Source organism: Vibrio sp. 10N.247.310.17 (assembly GCF_041466605.1).
Classification (GTDB): domain Bacteria; phylum Pseudomonadota; class Gammaproteobacteria; order Enterobacterales; family Vibrionaceae; genus Vibrio; species Vibrio tasmaniensis_A.
Genome location: NZ_JBFSTC010000115.1, coordinates 1 through 14,562, shown reverse-complemented (window position 1 = coordinate 14,562; position 14,562 = coordinate 1). Strand labels below are relative to the sequence as shown.

15 protein-coding genes and 2 pseudogenes are annotated in these 14,562 nt (G+C 40.3%); 11 read left to right on the top strand and 6 right to left on the bottom strand.

The window, feature by feature from the left end:
* On the top strand, positions 1–310 hold a 310-nt coding region (locus tag AB6D80_RS22230), incomplete at its 5' end, for a hypothetical protein (RefSeq protein WP_372189624.1).
* 57 nt (positions 311–367) lie between these two features.
* On the opposite strand, the gene AB6D80_RS22225 is transcribed toward AB6D80_RS22230, so the two are convergent.
* Together AB6D80_RS22225 and AB6D80_RS22220 are read right to left on the bottom strand one after the other, a co-directional pair.
* Complete coding sequence (locus tag AB6D80_RS22225) at positions 368–1,741, bottom strand: cytochrome P450 (protein ID WP_372189622.1); 1,374 nt, start codon at positions 1,739–1,741, stop codon at positions 368–370.
* 177 nt (positions 1,742–1,918) lie between these two features.
* Positions 1,919–2,893, bottom strand: coding sequence for an integron integrase (locus AB6D80_RS22220; protein ID WP_372189620.1), 975 nt, complete (start codon positions 2,891–2,893; stop codon positions 1,919–1,921).
* 686 nt (positions 2,894–3,579) lie between these two features.
* On the opposite strand from AB6D80_RS22220, the gene AB6D80_RS22215 reads away from it, so the two are divergent.
* From AB6D80_RS22215 to AB6D80_RS22180, 8 genes are all read left to right on the top strand, one after another.
* Positions 3,580–3,984 (top strand): DUF2007 domain-containing protein, encoded by a 405-nt coding sequence (locus AB6D80_RS22215; protein WP_372189618.1) that lies wholly within the window; start codon positions 3,580–3,582, stop codon positions 3,982–3,984.
* A gap of 133 nt (positions 3,985–4,117) precedes the next feature.
* A complete protein-coding gene (locus AB6D80_RS22210) occupies positions 4,118–4,831 on the top strand; it encodes a hypothetical protein (protein ID WP_017079783.1) in 714 nt (237 codons plus the stop codon).
* A gap of 152 nt (positions 4,832–4,983) precedes the next feature.
* Positions 4,984–5,496: a hypothetical protein gene (locus AB6D80_RS22205; protein WP_372189616.1), complete on the top strand. Its 513-nt coding sequence runs from the start codon at positions 4,984–4,986 to the stop codon at positions 5,494–5,496.
* Between the two features lie 108 nt (positions 5,497–5,604).
* Positions 5,605–6,057 (top strand): hypothetical protein, encoded by a 453-nt coding sequence (locus tag AB6D80_RS22200; protein WP_012604275.1) that lies wholly within the window; start codon positions 5,605–5,607, stop codon positions 6,055–6,057.
* 200 nt (positions 6,058–6,257) lie between these two features.
* On the top strand, positions 6,258–7,115 hold the full coding sequence (locus AB6D80_RS22195; protein WP_371710850.1) for a tyrosine-type recombinase/integrase: 858 nt from the start codon (positions 6,258–6,260) through the stop codon (positions 7,113–7,115).
* Positions 7,112–8,203 (top strand): transposase, encoded by a 1,092-nt coding sequence (locus AB6D80_RS22190; protein ID WP_372189614.1) that lies wholly within the window; start codon positions 7,112–7,114, stop codon positions 8,201–8,203. Before AB6D80_RS22195 ends, AB6D80_RS22190 begins: the two co-directional genes overlap by 4 nt.
* 296 nt (positions 8,204–8,499) lie before the next feature.
* Positions 8,500–9,099: a hypothetical protein gene (locus AB6D80_RS22185; RefSeq protein WP_372189612.1), complete on the top strand. Its 600-nt coding sequence runs from the start codon at positions 8,500–8,502 to the stop codon at positions 9,097–9,099.
* Positions 9,100–9,234: 135 nt separating this feature from the next.
* Positions 9,235–10,119, top strand: a complete 885-nt coding sequence (locus tag AB6D80_RS22180) for a DUF6602 domain-containing protein (RefSeq protein ID WP_372189610.1) — start codon at positions 9,235–9,237, stop codon at positions 10,117–10,119.
* Between the two features lie 393 nt (positions 10,120–10,512).
* Here AB6D80_RS22180 and AB6D80_RS22175 read toward each other — a convergent pair.
* Positions 10,513–11,666 (bottom strand): annotated as a pseudogene (locus tag AB6D80_RS22175) (IS110-like element ISVisp2 family transposase).
* 140 nt (positions 11,667–11,806) lie between these two features.
* Here AB6D80_RS22175 and AB6D80_RS22170 point away from each other — a divergent pair.
* On the top strand, positions 11,807–12,793 hold the full coding sequence (locus AB6D80_RS22170) for a hypothetical protein (protein ID WP_371703578.1): 987 nt from the start codon (positions 11,807–11,809) through the stop codon (positions 12,791–12,793).
* A 264-nt stretch (positions 12,794–13,057) separates the two neighbouring features.
* Here the strand turns inward: AB6D80_RS22170 and AB6D80_RS22165 are convergent.
* The 3 genes and pseudogenes from AB6D80_RS22165 to AB6D80_RS22155 form a co-directional block, all read right to left on the bottom strand.
* Positions 13,058–13,153: pseudogene (locus AB6D80_RS22165) on the bottom strand (integrase); the annotation flags it as partial.
* A gap of 103 nt (positions 13,154–13,256) precedes the next feature.
* Positions 13,257–13,547, bottom strand: coding sequence for a type II toxin-antitoxin system RelE/ParE family toxin (locus AB6D80_RS22160; protein WP_009847097.1), 291 nt, complete (start codon positions 13,545–13,547; stop codon positions 13,257–13,259).
* A complete protein-coding gene (locus AB6D80_RS22155; protein WP_372189608.1) occupies positions 13,540–13,761 on the bottom strand; it encodes a TA system antitoxin ParD family protein in 222 nt (73 codons plus the stop codon). Before AB6D80_RS22155 ends, AB6D80_RS22160 begins: the two co-directional genes overlap by 8 nt.
* Before the next feature lie 207 nt (positions 13,762–13,968).
* On the opposite strand from AB6D80_RS22155, the gene AB6D80_RS22150 reads away from it, so the two are divergent.
* Entirely contained in the window at positions 13,969–14,268 is a 300-nt protein-coding gene (locus tag AB6D80_RS22150) for a hypothetical protein (RefSeq protein ID WP_372189606.1), read from the top strand.
* The last annotated feature ends 294 nt before the right edge of the window (positions 14,269–14,562 follow it).

Sequence of the window (14,562 nt, the reverse complement as noted above, 5' to 3'; positions counted from 1 at the left end):
AGAGAAGCTGCTTAATAAGCAAGCAAATGATGACAACTACCTTGAAAAACACCGTATTCCTGATGATCTCATTGAAGCATCACAGAAAGCGGGTTCAGACTTGTATATGACCTATAAGCTTTATCAGCTGCTTGTACAGTCCAATCTTTTGTGGCGAGTTTGGTATATCGATGAATTTGGCAAAGTTTGGCTTGAAGTCAATTTGGTTAATGGTGTGGGTGCCCCAGAATTTCATACGATAGCTTTAGATCAAGGTACTTATCTGAAAATAGACACGGAATGCTATGAAGTGTTGGATGAGTTGAAATAGACGAAAAGAGCCGATAGTTCGGCTTTATCATTGGCTCTCGATACGTCTATTTGTAAGCTAGCTTCGCTTGGTTATTTTTACATTAAACCCAACAGGAGACATCGTGAACGCAAATTGTTCAACCACAGTTTCAGGGGCTTGTTGCGGCTCGATACTGAATTCTTTAAACAATGTATGAAAGGCGAGTTTAATTTCCATCATGGCCAATGAGCGTCCAGGGCATAGCCTTGCACCGCCACCAAACGGCTGAAGGTTAGAGAAGGAAGCGCCATCTTTTTCTATCCAACGATTCGGGTTAAACGTGGTTGGGTCTTCAAATAAATCAGCATCAAAACCATTCGCATGTAGCATCACAAAAACAGGCGTGCCTTTTTTTACTTCGATGTCACCAATCTGAGTGTCTCGTGTGGGTTCCAAATAAAGTTGTGGCGCTACCGGTTTTAATCGCATCGCTTCATACATCACCGCTGTCATATAAGGTGTTCGAGGAAGCGGCCATTCTAAGACCTTTCTCTTCCCTAGGGCGTCAAGTTCATCTTGTAAGGCCAACTCACTACTGCGATTGCCGCTAACTAAGAATGCCATCCATGCCAGTGTATTCGCTGTGGTATCTTCACCTGCTAATAGAAGGGTAATAGCATTTGCAACAATATCTTGGTCAGTTAATGAGGAATCTTGTTCTTGTTCCAATAACATGATTTGCAGCATGTTCTCTGGTGAGTCTTTAAGGGCTGGTTCGTGAACCAGACGAGCGCGTTGTTTTTCAATACACCCATAAACGAAATGCCCTATGTCTTCCAAACTGGTATCAAACAGCTTGTCTTTTTTCGTTTTGAAAAAACGCCACAATGGAATTGGAGAACTACAGCGTTGATTTATTACCGGAAATACGTTTTGTAAGCTTTTACTTAGTGGCACAGTTGTTTGTTCTATTGAGTTAAAGTCTTCCCCGAACGCTAGCAGAGATGTTACATCAACCGTGTATTTTTTAAACTCTGCTACGAGTTCGACCACTTCTCCTGATTCCGCTAGCATTTCAAGGTGCTTTCCCAAACGCTCCGTAATCACACTTAGCTGAGGGTGAAAATTTTTCAGATGACCCGGCTGAAACATAGGTTCTGTTAATTTTCGTTGATGCTTCCAACGTTCTTCTTCAGCAGAGAATACGCCATTAAGACCGACTTCATCAAAGACACTCTCGATATTCTTTAGGCGGCGAAACTCCTCAGGTCGAGACTTTAGCACTGACTTGATTTGAGCTGCATCAGACAATACAAGTACATCTTTCATGCCTAGTTTTAAACGAAAATGAGCACCGTACTCTTTAATCCAACACAACATTTGCTGATGAACATTGGACTTTTTTAAATAGCTCACATGTCCTAAAACACCAGAAGTGGGTGGCATTGGTAGTTGCTCAATTCGCTTCATTTGCATTTCCTTATGTATATCATTGATGGCGCGTAACAATACGGAAGTTACGGCTAGAGCGATAAGTAAAAGTCAGCATCTAATTTAGCAAGTTTCATGGTTTGTTAAGTAAAGGTATGTAAGTGAGTGGTTAGCCGCTAAGTTTACGAAACCTCGGAACCCGAGATTCCCCGACAATTACTTAACGAATATTTTTGACAGTGGACTAATTACGCTGTTGGCTCCTCTATCTATGATGTGGGTATATATTTGCGTTGTTTTTAGATCGGTATGTCCAAGCTGTTCTTGAACTGTTCTAATATCAGCACCGCTTTGAAGAAGGTGCGTCGCAAATGAATGCCTTAAAGTGTGGCAGGAAATGTTTTTCTCAATGTCGGCTTTTTGGCTAGCGACCTTAATGTGTTTTTGTAGTGCTGTTGGATGAATATGATGCCTACGTAATTCACCTGTTCGCAAATCGGGTGCCAGACGAGCAGAAGGAAAAAGAAATTGCCAATTTAAGCTTCTTTCTGCACTCGGGTATTTTTTAGCTAGAGAGTCGGGCAGGTATACGCCAGAAAAAGCTTTATCATGTATATCTTGCTGATAGTATTCTGCGGATTTCTGTTGTTGTAACTTGATTGAAGGGAAAAGCTCGGGGGCTATTGTCACTATACGGTTCTTTCCTCCTTTTCCTTGCCACACTCGCACTGATTTGTAGTCATAGTCGATGTCTTGCATTCGTAAGCGTAGACACTCCATCAACCGTAGGCCTGACCCATACATTAATTGGTAAGGTAATTTGAAGTTAGGTGAGCAGTGGTTAAAGAACCTGCCAATTTCTTCTGGAGTCATAACCGTTGGCAACTTTCGGGATTTGTCTGAACGGCGAAACTGCATATCAAGTTCAATGGGTTCCTGAACGATTTCTTTGTATAAAAAGACTATCGCATTGAGGGCTAGGCTCTGCGTTTTCTGTGCTGACTTCCTATCAACAACTAAGTGCGTCAGGAAGTCTTCTACATGCCTCGACGTCAGACTTCTGGGATGCTTTTTATCATGATAAAGAATGTACTGGTGGATCCAATAGATGTACGCCTGTGTAGTACGAAGAGCATAGTGTCTCCCCAACATATACTCTTGTATATAGGCTAGAAATGGTGATTTTTGCATTTTAATTTTAACTGGTTATATGTACATGAATTGCAGTTTGGCACATCAATTCATGCTATATAGAAAAAGTCTGTGTTTTGGGATGCAGGCAGATGCTCGTAGTGCTTAAGTTGCTGTTAGTTTTCATAAAAACGGGGTATGGTTAACTTCATCAAGATACTAGATAGAAAAATTCTATATTTAAATGCAGAATTTTTCTGTCTAAGAGCTGTTATGAAGCTACTGTAGAACGTGGTTTTTAAAGGTAGGCTTGTTCTCCAAAGGCTGTAATTTTCTAGTTTCCCCATTCAACGCGATACGCGTTTAAAGCCAGTGGGTTCTTTGCCTCTAAGCCTATTTGAAATCATCGAAAGAGATAATATGCCAAGAGACTTTGTGCCCCTCAAATAGGTTCGAGCAATGGCAATTATTTTCACCGTAAACTCATCGTTCGGCTCTTCTTTTTAACCTCATTTTTAGTGTTTTCTGTAAGTGATTTCTCGGTAATATTAGTGAGTCAGCAGCCGGCTCTGTGTCTTGAGTTTCTGGTTGATGTTTGGGTTTTGTGGCCATGTTTGAGCCTTTCATAACAAATTGCTCAAGTAGATGCTAATACGCGTGGCAGTTTTGGTTTGAAGTGATGCATGCTTGGTAAATTAGGTGTCAGCACTACTTAGCAAGGCGTTATACCGTTTTGGAGGTTAAACATGGAAGTATTAGCTCGATTTTCATTTCCGCATGAAGCTCACATTGCCAAAGCAAGTCTGGAGGCTGCTGGAATTGTAAGTGTAATTGCCGATGAGCATACCGTGAATGCTCAATGGCTGTATTCTAATGCAGTTGGCGGTGTTCGATTAATGGTTAATGAGGCTGATTTTGAAATGGCATTATCAATCATAAATACAGATTTCTCAGAAGCGGTGATAAATAGTCCTGAAACTGAAATAATAAAAAACTGTTGTCCTAATTGTGGTAGTGAGGATTTAGTTCCATTTACCAAGGGTAAAAAGCCAGCATTTGTTGTTTTCATTCTTCTTGGTTTTCCATTGTTTTTCTTTAAGCATGGCTATAAGTGTCAAGGCTGTAATGAGTTCATCAAAAAAGTTGAGTAACGGTATAACAAAGCAATCAACACGATGCTATTACACTCGGCATTCGCGGTTTAGAGTGTAATTGGCTTGGTAAGTAAATCGTTCGCACGTGTTATTGCGGCGTTATGCATTCTTTGAAAATGGGTGATTTATAATGAGTAAGATTGAAAAAGAGCGAGCTATATTGTCAGCGTCAGCGGGATTGCTAGAGAAGCTATATGGCAAGTTTAGTATCGACGAAAATCAAGTTGATCGACCTGATGCTGCGATCATACTTAAAAACGGTAATAAGATTGGAATTGAGATAACAACCGTCGATAAGCCAGAAACGCTTCAATATTTTAATGATAAGTATGCAGAGAAACCTCATATCGATAAGCAGTTAAGTGATTTGTTAGAGAATGGTAGTTATTCGCAAAGACCAACTAAAAGTAAGTCAATAATGCTAGAGAACCACTATGCGCTTGCTAATTTAAGGAAGAAAGAAAGCAAATATAGGGAATACTTAAGCTCTGCCAATTATGAGGAATTGATCATTGTTGCATTCAGTTCATATATGAAACCACAAAATCCTTACTATAAAAGTTACCATATCCCATGGACTAATCACCTATTAAGTAAGGTTAAATTTCCTTTTGATAAAGTGATTCTTGTCTGCGCTGAAACAAAGAGTGCAGACCTTGTATACGACAAAAAACACAAAAAAAAGATTGCGCCAAAAAAAGATACAAATAAGGAACTTGGCGTAACTAATACTCATGGTCCAATTCTGCCATTCGGTAAAAGTGTTAACATAAACGAAATTATGGACAATCCCCCGCTAGTTCAACAGAGGGTAAAACAACATAGTAAGAAAAAGAAGAAGTGATTCACATTGCGCATGAATGCATAACAAGGCGTTTAAGGCAGATTCGCAACGCTCGGCATTTTCGGTTTGCTTTGGTTTTAGTGTTTACGGCACAATGGGTTAGGTTAGGTGGTCAGCGTCGCTCACTACTTAACGCGGCGTTAAAGGTCAGTATGGACAAATCAGAACATTGTAAAGAAGTTTACGCATATTACGGTTTAGCGATGTATCGTGCGCAATGTGTGGAACAATCAATTATTCAGTTGCTCATCTTTTGTGATTTATACGAAAGAGAGTCAAAGTCTAAACACACCCAAGAGGAGTGGGAGGCTAAGTTTGATAGCTTTGATCAGGAAGTTAGTGATAAGACGATGGGTAGGCTAATAGGACACCTAAAATCTTTAAATGTACTTCAATCGACTACAGAATCGTTGTTGGCTAAGGCTCTCAAGGAACGTAATTTCTTAGCTCATAGCTATTTCCAAGCTAAGGCTATGGATTTTATGAACGAGTCCGGGCGTAATAAGATGATTACAGGATTGGAAAAATCAATAGAGTTGTTCAATCAAGTTGAGGACATCCTAAACCCGATCACAATGAGTGTCGCGGCAAAGTATGGGTTAACTGAGGAAGTTCTAGAAAACATTCAAAAACAGGCTCTGGAAGAGGCGAAAATTGACCTTTAACAAAGCATTTAAGAGTGATTCGCAACGCTCGGCACTTTCGCTTCGCTCAAGTATAGTCGAGCGCAGCTCACACCTTAATGCGGCGTTAGCTTAAACATGGAAGTGGGCATGAAAATATTTAGTTTTTTATTTAATACAAACCAAAATGAAATCGGATATGTAGTGAAATCATATCTATTGCATGCTTGTGTGACTTTTCCTTTAGTATTCGCTGCGTCATACATATGGGGTTCTGAGCTTGTTGCTCCGAATGGTAGACAGGAATCGTCATTATTATTTTTGATTATTCTAGCCCCGGCTGTCGAAACGTTTCTAATGGTTCCGATATTAAAGCTTATACAAATGTTTAATTTTGAAGTAGTGATGACTTCAGTAATTAGCGCGCTGACATGGGGCGCAGCACATACTTTTAACAGCGTGCCAAATGGATTTGGGGTACTTTTCTTGTTTTTTATTCTTTCAATATCCTATTTAACTTGGCGTCAAAAATCATTTAAAGCGGCATTTGGGGTTACATTTGGTATTCATGCGTTAAATAATGCAGTGGTGTTTTTAAGCTAACAAATAATTTAAGCAGACTGTCAACGCTTAGCATTTTCAGTACGGTTTAGCTTCAGTGATATTGGTGGTAGATTTGAGTGTATTGGTAGCGTTGTCAGCTACTTAATTGGGCGTTGAACTAAGCCGCTTCGCGGAGGGCTTTCCTCTCACTTACCTGATAGACCAAACTTATGATGTATCCATAGATTAAGGAATACATCATGACCCTATTAAGACAACAACTTATCGATGAAATGGCGGTTCGCCGTTTTTCTCCGAAAACCCATGCAAGCTATTTACGTTGGGTTAAAGATCTATCTACTACTTACGATCTGTCCCCCGATTTACTCACTGATCAACAAATTAGTGCGTATTTACGTACGCTCACCACAGAGCGGAGTTTAAGTAGTAGTACTTGTGCTCAAGCTTTGAATGCCATCTTGTTCTTTTATCGTGCCGTTTTGAATAGAGAATTTGAGGAGCGACTGGTTCCCCCGATTAAACGCGCCAGTAAAATACCGGAGCTGCTTAATCGCGAGGAAGTAAGAAGTATCATTAGTCATTGTCGAAGTCTTAAATATCAGACCGCACTTGAAATGTGTTATGGATGTGGCCTACGTGTCAGTGAGGTCGTCGGCTTGTACGTGAAAGACATTGATGGTGCGGCGAAACGACTGCACATTCATTGTGGTAAAGGTAAAAAAGATCGCTTTGTTCCACTGGGTGATAGCCAACTGAATCATCTTCGAAATTACTGGTGTCATTATCATCCCACCGTAGTGCTGTTTCCCAGCCTAGAGCCCGAAAAGCCATTGGGTATTAGCTCTCTGCAGAAATGCTTCAAAGCAGCAAAAGTAGAGGCAAACGTCAGAAAATTAGGAGGAATACACGCCTTGAGGCACGCTTATGCGACTCATCAGCTTGAATCGGGCATGCCTTTGAATGTTCTTCAGCGTTACCTCGGACATTCGAATATCAAAACGACATTGAGGTACACCCATTGGATAGGTCATCACAACGAAAGCTCGGACGGAAGTAAGTTCGACTTAGTTGCTCAACTATGGGAGGAGAGCGAATGAACGCATTATCTCCTTACCAAGCCGTATTAACACAAGGCTTAGAAGAGCTTGATAAAAGTAAAGTCACACCGAGACAGTGGCAAGTGCTTAACCATTTAAGAGACTGCCGAACAGAGCGTATGGGCAGCTACGACTGGCGTTGTCAGCAATGTGGTCATGAAACGCGTTGGTACTGCTCTTGTCGAGACCGTCATTGCCCCAATTGCCAAGAGCAGATGAGACAGCAATGGCTAACAAATCGAAGCCAAGATATTTTACCTGTGGCCTACCATCATATGGTTTTTACCTTACCTCACGAGTTCAATGCTCTGGTTAAAGCGCATCCTAAGGTGGTTTATCAATGCTTGTTTCATTCAGTGTGGGCAACATTATGCGCGTTTGCTAATGAGCGGCATCACCTTGTCGGTCAACTTGGAGCATTAATGGTTCTTAACACTTGGGGAAGAAATCTGAGTCAACATACTCATATTCATTGCCTACTACCGAGTGGGGTGCTTACAAAAGATCGGCAATGGCAACCGACAAGAAAAGAGAGTTACCTGCTTCCGGTTAAAGCCCTATCCGTTCGCTTTAAGAAAGAGATGTTATGCCGAGTAAGCGAGTTGATAGCAACGCACAGTAATTTATTAGAGGAAGCCGCTAGTAAGAGATGGGTTGTGTACAGTAAACCTGTACTCCACGAGCCTACTGCGGTAGTGGGTTATCTATCTCGGTATTGCAATCGTATAGGGTTAAATCCCAACCAATTAAGTTATAACGTGGATGGCCGTATCACGATGAGTTACAAAGACTATCGAACCAATGGGATGCAAAGAATGTGTTGTAATGCGGGCGAGTTACTTCGACGCTTACTTTTACATGTGTTGCCTAAAGGGCTGATGCGAATACGCTACTATGGCTTTTTAGCTAATGCTGTACGGGTAAAAGCGATAGCGGAAATTAGGCAAAGCTTACGAAAGCGACCCGTAGAGAAATCGGAAGTGCTGAAAGAGAAACCTTGTTGTCCGAACTGCCATAGCAACAGCATGGTACTCGTGTGCATCAATATTAGACCTAGGATAGTCGTTTCAGAGCATCGACTGACCTAGTTGTCTGATTGTAGTGAATAAAATTATCGTTGTGTTATGGCGAGAGAGGGGCATTGTTCGCTTTTAAAAAGATTATGCAACGGGTATAGTCGCAGTAGATAAATTGGTGGCTAGAAGTGGAAAATGGACGGCTGATGGGGTACCAGTCTTAATGATAAGAGTGGAACGTAAGTCAGTCCTAAAAAGCAAACTCCATAGATAGAAGCAGCCAAGTCCAACAGGTATTTATCCATTGTGCTACGACAACGGATAAATACTTAAGCGTTAAATTACAAATTTAGGTATAGAGTTTATTAATGGATAAGTCAGTAAAAATCGGTATAGCAACCGGCATTGTTGCATCTATGGTCTTTGTGTATTGTTTAGATCCAATTTTAAGAATTTTTGGAAACACAGTTGTTTACCTTTCTTCTTATGTTGTAAGTGGACTTTTAGATTCACTTTATGCGAAAAGTGCTTTGGGCGTAGCAAAAGACTCTGCTCTATCAGTTTATTCACTTCTAATTGGTGGAATTACAGGCAGTTTCTTCGCTCTATTAGCTGTTGCTTACAAGTTAAGGCAACGAGTAGAGACCGGGCAAAACGGTGATCTTAAGGTTAAACGTAAACCTCCTCTTGGTGCGTTAATTTTTCTAACGTTTACTTCGGTCACATTTATGCTCTATAACCTATGGATTACTTTCTTTCAAATTCAAGTCGTGACTTCTTTTGATCAACACATCAGAATCGTCAGACCATATATTCAAGAACATGAGGTTGATCTTCTGCAAAGTGAGTTTGCTCAGATGCATGGTGAAAACGACTACCTAGTTATACAAAACAAACTGGAATATATTGCTGCGGAGAACCAGTTATTGCTTCCGGATAACCAAGTCTATTCAATGTGGGCTTTGTAATTTAACAAACTGCTTAAACGGACGCAGGAACATTCGGCGGTTTTGGTACTGAGTGTAGTTGGCTTTGAAAATTAAGTGAAAGCGCCATTTAGCAGAGCGTTAGCTGAATTAAAAAGTTCGAGGTAGTATTTAAAGATGAAGAAATTTCCAATATTTGATGTTTATGGTCAGGAAGCTGATCGGTTGTTACATGCTAAAAAATCCGTGAAATTGATTCATTCTACAGGTGATATTGATGCAAGTGGTGATGAATTAGAAATCCCTTTTCGAGAGATGCTCACGCGCAGGTTACCTTCAAAATACTTCGTTGGTCATGGACATATTGTAGATCAAAACTTAAATGTGAGCCCTCAATATGACGTTATCATCGCTGACTCAAATGCCACACCAATATTGTATGAGGGAGAAAATGGTACACAGTATTTCCCGTATGAATCTGTTTATGCGGTAGGTGAATTAAAGTCTAGCTTCTACAAAAATAGCGATCAAGTGAATAAATTTGCGTCAAATGTAGAAACATTATTGACGGAGTTTTTCCGAGAGGATGTACCTAGTAATTACATAGGTAATGGTATTACCTTGGGTAACGGGCTAAGTTCAAGTTCTACCGTAGCAAAACAAAATGAAATTCTGAGCTTCATGGTTTTTGGTAGTAAAAATGACTTCACAGAAGAAAATCTAGCGATTCAGTTACAGGAAAGTGATGGTACACATCCAACACTTTTGTGTTTTTTAGATGGTTCTGTGGTGGTTAAAGCTAATGTATATGAAACTGCGCGGGGTATTGATTTAGGTCCATTGGATTTGGGTGCAAATGTAGCGAAAAGTGAAAACCTTAATGTAGTCAGCATTCATTTTAATAATGAACTGAAATCGGCAAGCTCATTAACTGTATTAATGCTTTCACTGTTTCAGCATTTAAATCGTACCTTGTTAAAGGAGCCACCTTTTGATAGCTACGTAAATTCTATATTAGCGGGATCAAGCCACAATTCTAAAACAGTGAAAAAATTCAGCTAACAAAGCATTTAAGAGTGATTCGCAACGCTTGGCAGTTTCGCTTCGCTCAAGTATAGCCAAGCGTCGCTCACACCTTAATGCGGCGTTGATATGACCCCCACTGTCAATTAAAAACGTAGAAGTTTCTCTCCTGTATTATCAGAGCCTTTCTTGTTGCTTAGGGGATAGTGTTACCGCATAGATGAAGCAAGTAATGTCGTCGGTTCTCATGCTGATATACGTGGATTGCTCATCGTTTGATGAGTAGAGCCTACCTTACTTGTTCCATCGTGGCACCTGTCTTAAGTCTATGCTCGTGGTTCAATATAGCCGAAGCTATATTGCCGTCCTAACGCCGTCGGTGTTTGTGCCACTCCCGATGCTTTATCCAATGCGATAACACTAATTCTGTCTTCATGCCGGTAATCGAGCGATTCGAGTTTTAGGATCCACATCGCTGATGACAACTTCACGAGTAATCGCCCAGATGTAAGCGATCATCTCTCTAGCGATGGCGACCACAACGACATTTCGGTGTTTACCTTTTTGTAGCAGTCGTTGGTAACGACGACATAGCCTTTGCTGGGCCTGCCAAGCGATATCGACGATCTCTTTAGGCAGTCCTTCTTGCCTTAGTTGGAGCTCTACAGAGATGTTCGCTTTGTGCTTATAGGTATGTGCGCCTTCGACCAGCAACCGTCTGGCCCGACTGTTGCCACACTTTGTTAAGCTGCCACGACGAGTTTTACCTCCACTAGAGTTTTCAGTTGGAACGAGCCCGAGATAAGCCATAAGCTTTCTTGGATGATCAAATCGTCGTAAGTCACCCAGTTCGGCTATTGTGCCGAGTGCTACGAGTAACCTGACGCCACGCATAGCTTGAATGGCTTTCACCACAGGATAGTATCGCCAGTTTTTGACTTGATGGAGTAGTTCATTATCGAGTCGTTGAAGCCGTTGCATTCGCTCATTGATTGTAATGATCATCTCCTGTAAAACGATTTGCTGACTATGATGAGGAAGAATGAGGTCGGTTAGCCACCGTAGATGCTTTTTAGACCAGTTATCATTCACCGTCGCTTGGATATTATTGCGAAGAAGAAAGCCTTTGAGTTGGAATTTTGCGTCTTTGAGATCTTTCATTGCGGTTTCTCTGGCACGCGAGAGGTCTCGAATGGCTTCATCTTCTGCTTCCGGTACATAGATGGGTGTGAGCTCTTCGGCCTTTAACAGCTTGGCGAGCTTGCAGCGTCACGTTTGTCAGTTTTAACTCTATCGCCTGGCTTTTTAGGTATAAGTGATGGAGCGACGACATAGCAGCAGTGTCCAAGGCTCGTCATTAAGCTATAAGTCCAGTAACCACATGGTCCTGCTTCATAAACAAAGTGCAGAGTGGCTTTGGGATACTTAGATTGCAGCTGTTTGGCCAATTTAATCAACGCGGACTTATTCGATTTAATACGGCCAAGGTGTAGTGGATTTGCCCCACGATGTTCTTGTAATACAGTGACTTGAATAAATGACTTATGCGTATCTAAGCCAATAAAAATTATGCTATCTTTATTCATGCTAGCCTCCAAATTTAGTTGTTTGACGCACTAATTATGGCTCTGGCTTTAAGCTAACCCACGATATTGGAGGCTAGCACCTTTCGTGGGGGTCATTATGTCTATGTGTATCGGGGAAATTGATCGTTAAAGGTAATTTTATGAGAGAGAAAAAAGATAGAGAAGAAGAAAATATTCTGTCTCGTATTTTTAAAGAAAGTAAATATTGTGAAATATGCAAAAGTGAACAGCCAGATTTTATATTGAAATATGATGCTAGATCGATAGGAAAGGTTGATGTAGGTGTGGAAATTACTGAGTTGTACTTCGATGGCACATCAGCACGATTAAAAAATAAAGATAACTATGCATATGAAATTTTGGAGCACGGTAATTATGTTCACAAAGATGATAAGGAAAAACTAAAAGTACAAGATGTTAAATATTTTTCTCAAGCAAAGCCGGGTGAGCCATTTGATACGAAAATTTTGATGCATCCTAACTATACGCTACAGGACTATAAAAAGTCTTTACTGCAAACAATTAGAAAAAAGTCAAGGAAGTTCCTGAAGTATAACGCTAATGTGAATCAATCAGCTTTAGTCGTTTATGATAAGGAAAATATATTTACTAAGTTTGATAGGCAAAATTTTGTTAGTGTATTTTTTGATAAGTTAGTATCAAAAGAAATAAAAAGTTCACCGTTTGATGAAATATATTTAATTACTAGGTTTAAAAATGACCACAATCAGTACTATGTACAGCTTAAGTACTGCCTTCTACAAAACGAACTAGGAGTTTTGTTAAACTATATAGAAAAAAATAAACTTAATGAAAAAATAGATAGCTTAGGCGTTGAGGTGATTGATTTATATTCGGAGGTCTTATTTAAGAAAGGCTATCCATCAATAGGCTTCTCAGAGCGTAATGGTAATCGAGTTGTTAACGCTAATAGATATTCATTTTGTATAAATGTTTCCTCTAGAGGAATGAGTGTTTTTGATGATTTTCCAAGGCTATATATAAATGAACATGAGTACTCAGAAGTTGATGCTAAATTTTTTACAGAAAAATCGTTTAGTTCATACTTGAAAGAAACTAATGATAAGTTTGTCTCATTTGAGGTGGGTTTTAAAGCACTAAGGTAGAATATACACATAACGAATAAGGATTAAGGTGTTGCGTAGCCAACACTAAATCCCAAGTGTTGAACAAGCCCGAAGCCACTTTATTAAGTAAATTGTACGATTGAACTTGAAGGGCACATCGCTTTGAGGCTTTTCTCAAGGCGAGCGAGGTCAAGATAAGGTTGCGATAGCAATCTTATCAAACAGTTAGCTGTTTTTCGTTTCTTTCGTCGTCACATCTCCTCTGATTTCGTCAATGCCATTCTCCTTATTATCAAATGCCTTTCGACGAACCGCACGAGAATAGGCATCAATAGTTGCAGGTCGTTTACCTTGCAGTTTAAGGTTAGTAAGGTGTTGTTCATAAGGAGAGTTATAGCGTTACAAGAGTATGGATGGTAGCTGTTTTACTCTGCCGCGTAGCGGCTTCGTTCAACAAACGAGTATGGCTCAGACGGGCAAGGATATTTTCGATCACATTGAATCAATATATTTTCTTCATATCTCGATAAAAATTTTCGTGCGAGCCGAGAGCTATTAGTTCGAGAGTTACAGTACCATCTTCATAGCTATAACCGAGCAATGTTAATTGCTTAACCATCTTAAATTTATGCACTCTCAAGAAAAACAGGTCACCTTTCTTCTGCTCACCAAGATGCGGATCTTCCATAAGGGCTCGAATAGCATTATCTAGATCCGTTTTTTGGTTCTTGTGTAATTTCTTGACCGCCTTCTTAAAAGTAGGTGTCTGAAGAATGTTGGTAATCTTAGTCAAAAGAGTAAGCCTCTAATTTACCTGCTTCCTTCTCAGCTTTTGCTATGACTGCTTGCTTTACGAACTCATAAGGTAGATCAGGGTTGTCTTCTATCATTTTCCCGATTTTAGCCCAGTGCTCAATTTGTTTTGGTGTAGTGCGGTTTAGTGCTTTAGCCATTATCGCAGCCTTATCAAAAAGATCTTGGTCAATACGTACACTTGCAGTAGCCATAATATGTCTCCTAATTTAGTTTGTATTTATATTGTAGTAAATCGCCACAGGTGTTGCAAATTGCGCCATGACAAGCATTTAAGCAGACTGTTACGCTTGTAATTTTCTACTTGGATTAGTTTCAGTGATTTCGGTCGTAGGTTTGAGTGTATAGGTAGTGTTGTCAGCGACTCAATTAGGCATTATGTGCTTTAGGCAAATTATCTTATGGAGGCAATAGTGAAAGATCCTGATATCGAGTTTTCAAAATGGAAGCTAGAGAGGAAAAAAGGAAGTCTCAGGTTTACTGCTCGTACATCATTTCCAGCAATCTTAGGCGTGATGGTAGGTCGAAGTATTGAGCCGTTGTTTATGTCAGAAACAGCTTGGGGCTGGATACAAACTACCGATGTATTAATGAGTGGCTTCTGGAGCTCGATTGGAGCTATCCCCTTAAGTTATGCAATATGGTTTTGGCGTGAGAAGAAGTATAAGCATCATGTCGCTAATCTTCAGCAACGCAGATAACAAGCATTTAAGGCGGATTCTTATATGTACCTCTGGCCAAATTTTATGCCTGTATTTCTTAGCATCAAGCGAAATTGAAATTAGTGGAATTAATATCAAACTAGACTTTGGAAATATCCCTACAGGCGCTTAAAGCGGCCTATTGCTGGCTCCTCCTTTCAGCTCAAGATTGGATTTCGTGTTAACAGCGCTCTGGTTTACTATGGGGTAATCGTGTCGTTCACGTCTTGTAAACGCCGTTGTCAGCGCCGATGTAAAAATGACCCACTAACGTCGATTTAAAATTGACCCACC

Excerpts from the sequence above, each read along its gene's own strand:
- AB6D80_RS22170 (WP_371703578.1), top strand. The coding sequence starts at position 11,807 with ATGAGAGAGAAAAAAGATAGAGAAGAAGAAAATATTCTGTCTCGTATT.
- AB6D80_RS22205 (WP_372189616.1), top strand. The coding sequence starts at position 4,984 with ATGGACAAATCAGAACATTGTAAAGAAGTTTACGCATATTACGGTTTA.
- AB6D80_RS22190 (WP_372189614.1), top strand. The coding sequence starts at position 7,112 with ATGAACGCATTATCTCCTTACCAAGCCGTATTAACACAAGGCTTAGAA.
- AB6D80_RS22185 (WP_372189612.1), top strand. The coding sequence starts at position 8,500 with ATGGATAAGTCAGTAAAAATCGGTATAGCAACCGGCATTGTTGCATCT.
- AB6D80_RS22220 (WP_372189620.1), bottom strand. The coding sequence starts at position 2,893 with ATGCAAAAATCACCATTTCTAGCCTATATACAAGAGTATATGTTGGGG.
- AB6D80_RS22180 (WP_372189610.1), top strand. The coding sequence starts at position 9,235 with ATGAAGAAATTTCCAATATTTGATGTTTATGGTCAGGAAGCTGATCGG.
- AB6D80_RS22150 (WP_372189606.1), top strand. The coding sequence starts at position 13,969 with ATGGAGGCAATAGTGAAAGATCCTGATATCGAGTTTTCAAAATGGAAG.
- AB6D80_RS22195 (WP_371710850.1), top strand. The coding sequence starts at position 6,258 with ATGACCCTATTAAGACAACAACTTATCGATGAAATGGCGGTTCGCCGT.
- AB6D80_RS22210 (WP_017079783.1), top strand. The coding sequence starts at position 4,118 with ATGAGTAAGATTGAAAAAGAGCGAGCTATATTGTCAGCGTCAGCGGGA.
- AB6D80_RS22200 (WP_012604275.1), top strand. The coding sequence starts at position 5,605 with ATGAAAATATTTAGTTTTTTATTTAATACAAACCAAAATGAAATCGGA.
- AB6D80_RS22215 (WP_372189618.1), top strand. The coding sequence starts at position 3,580 with ATGGAAGTATTAGCTCGATTTTCATTTCCGCATGAAGCTCACATTGCC.
- AB6D80_RS22225 (WP_372189622.1), bottom strand. The coding sequence starts at position 1,741 with ATGAAGCGAATTGAGCAACTACCAATGCCACCCACTTCTGGTGTTTTA.
- AB6D80_RS22155 (WP_372189608.1), bottom strand. The coding sequence starts at position 13,761 with ATGGCTACTGCAAGTGTACGTATTGACCAAGATCTTTTTGATAAGGCT.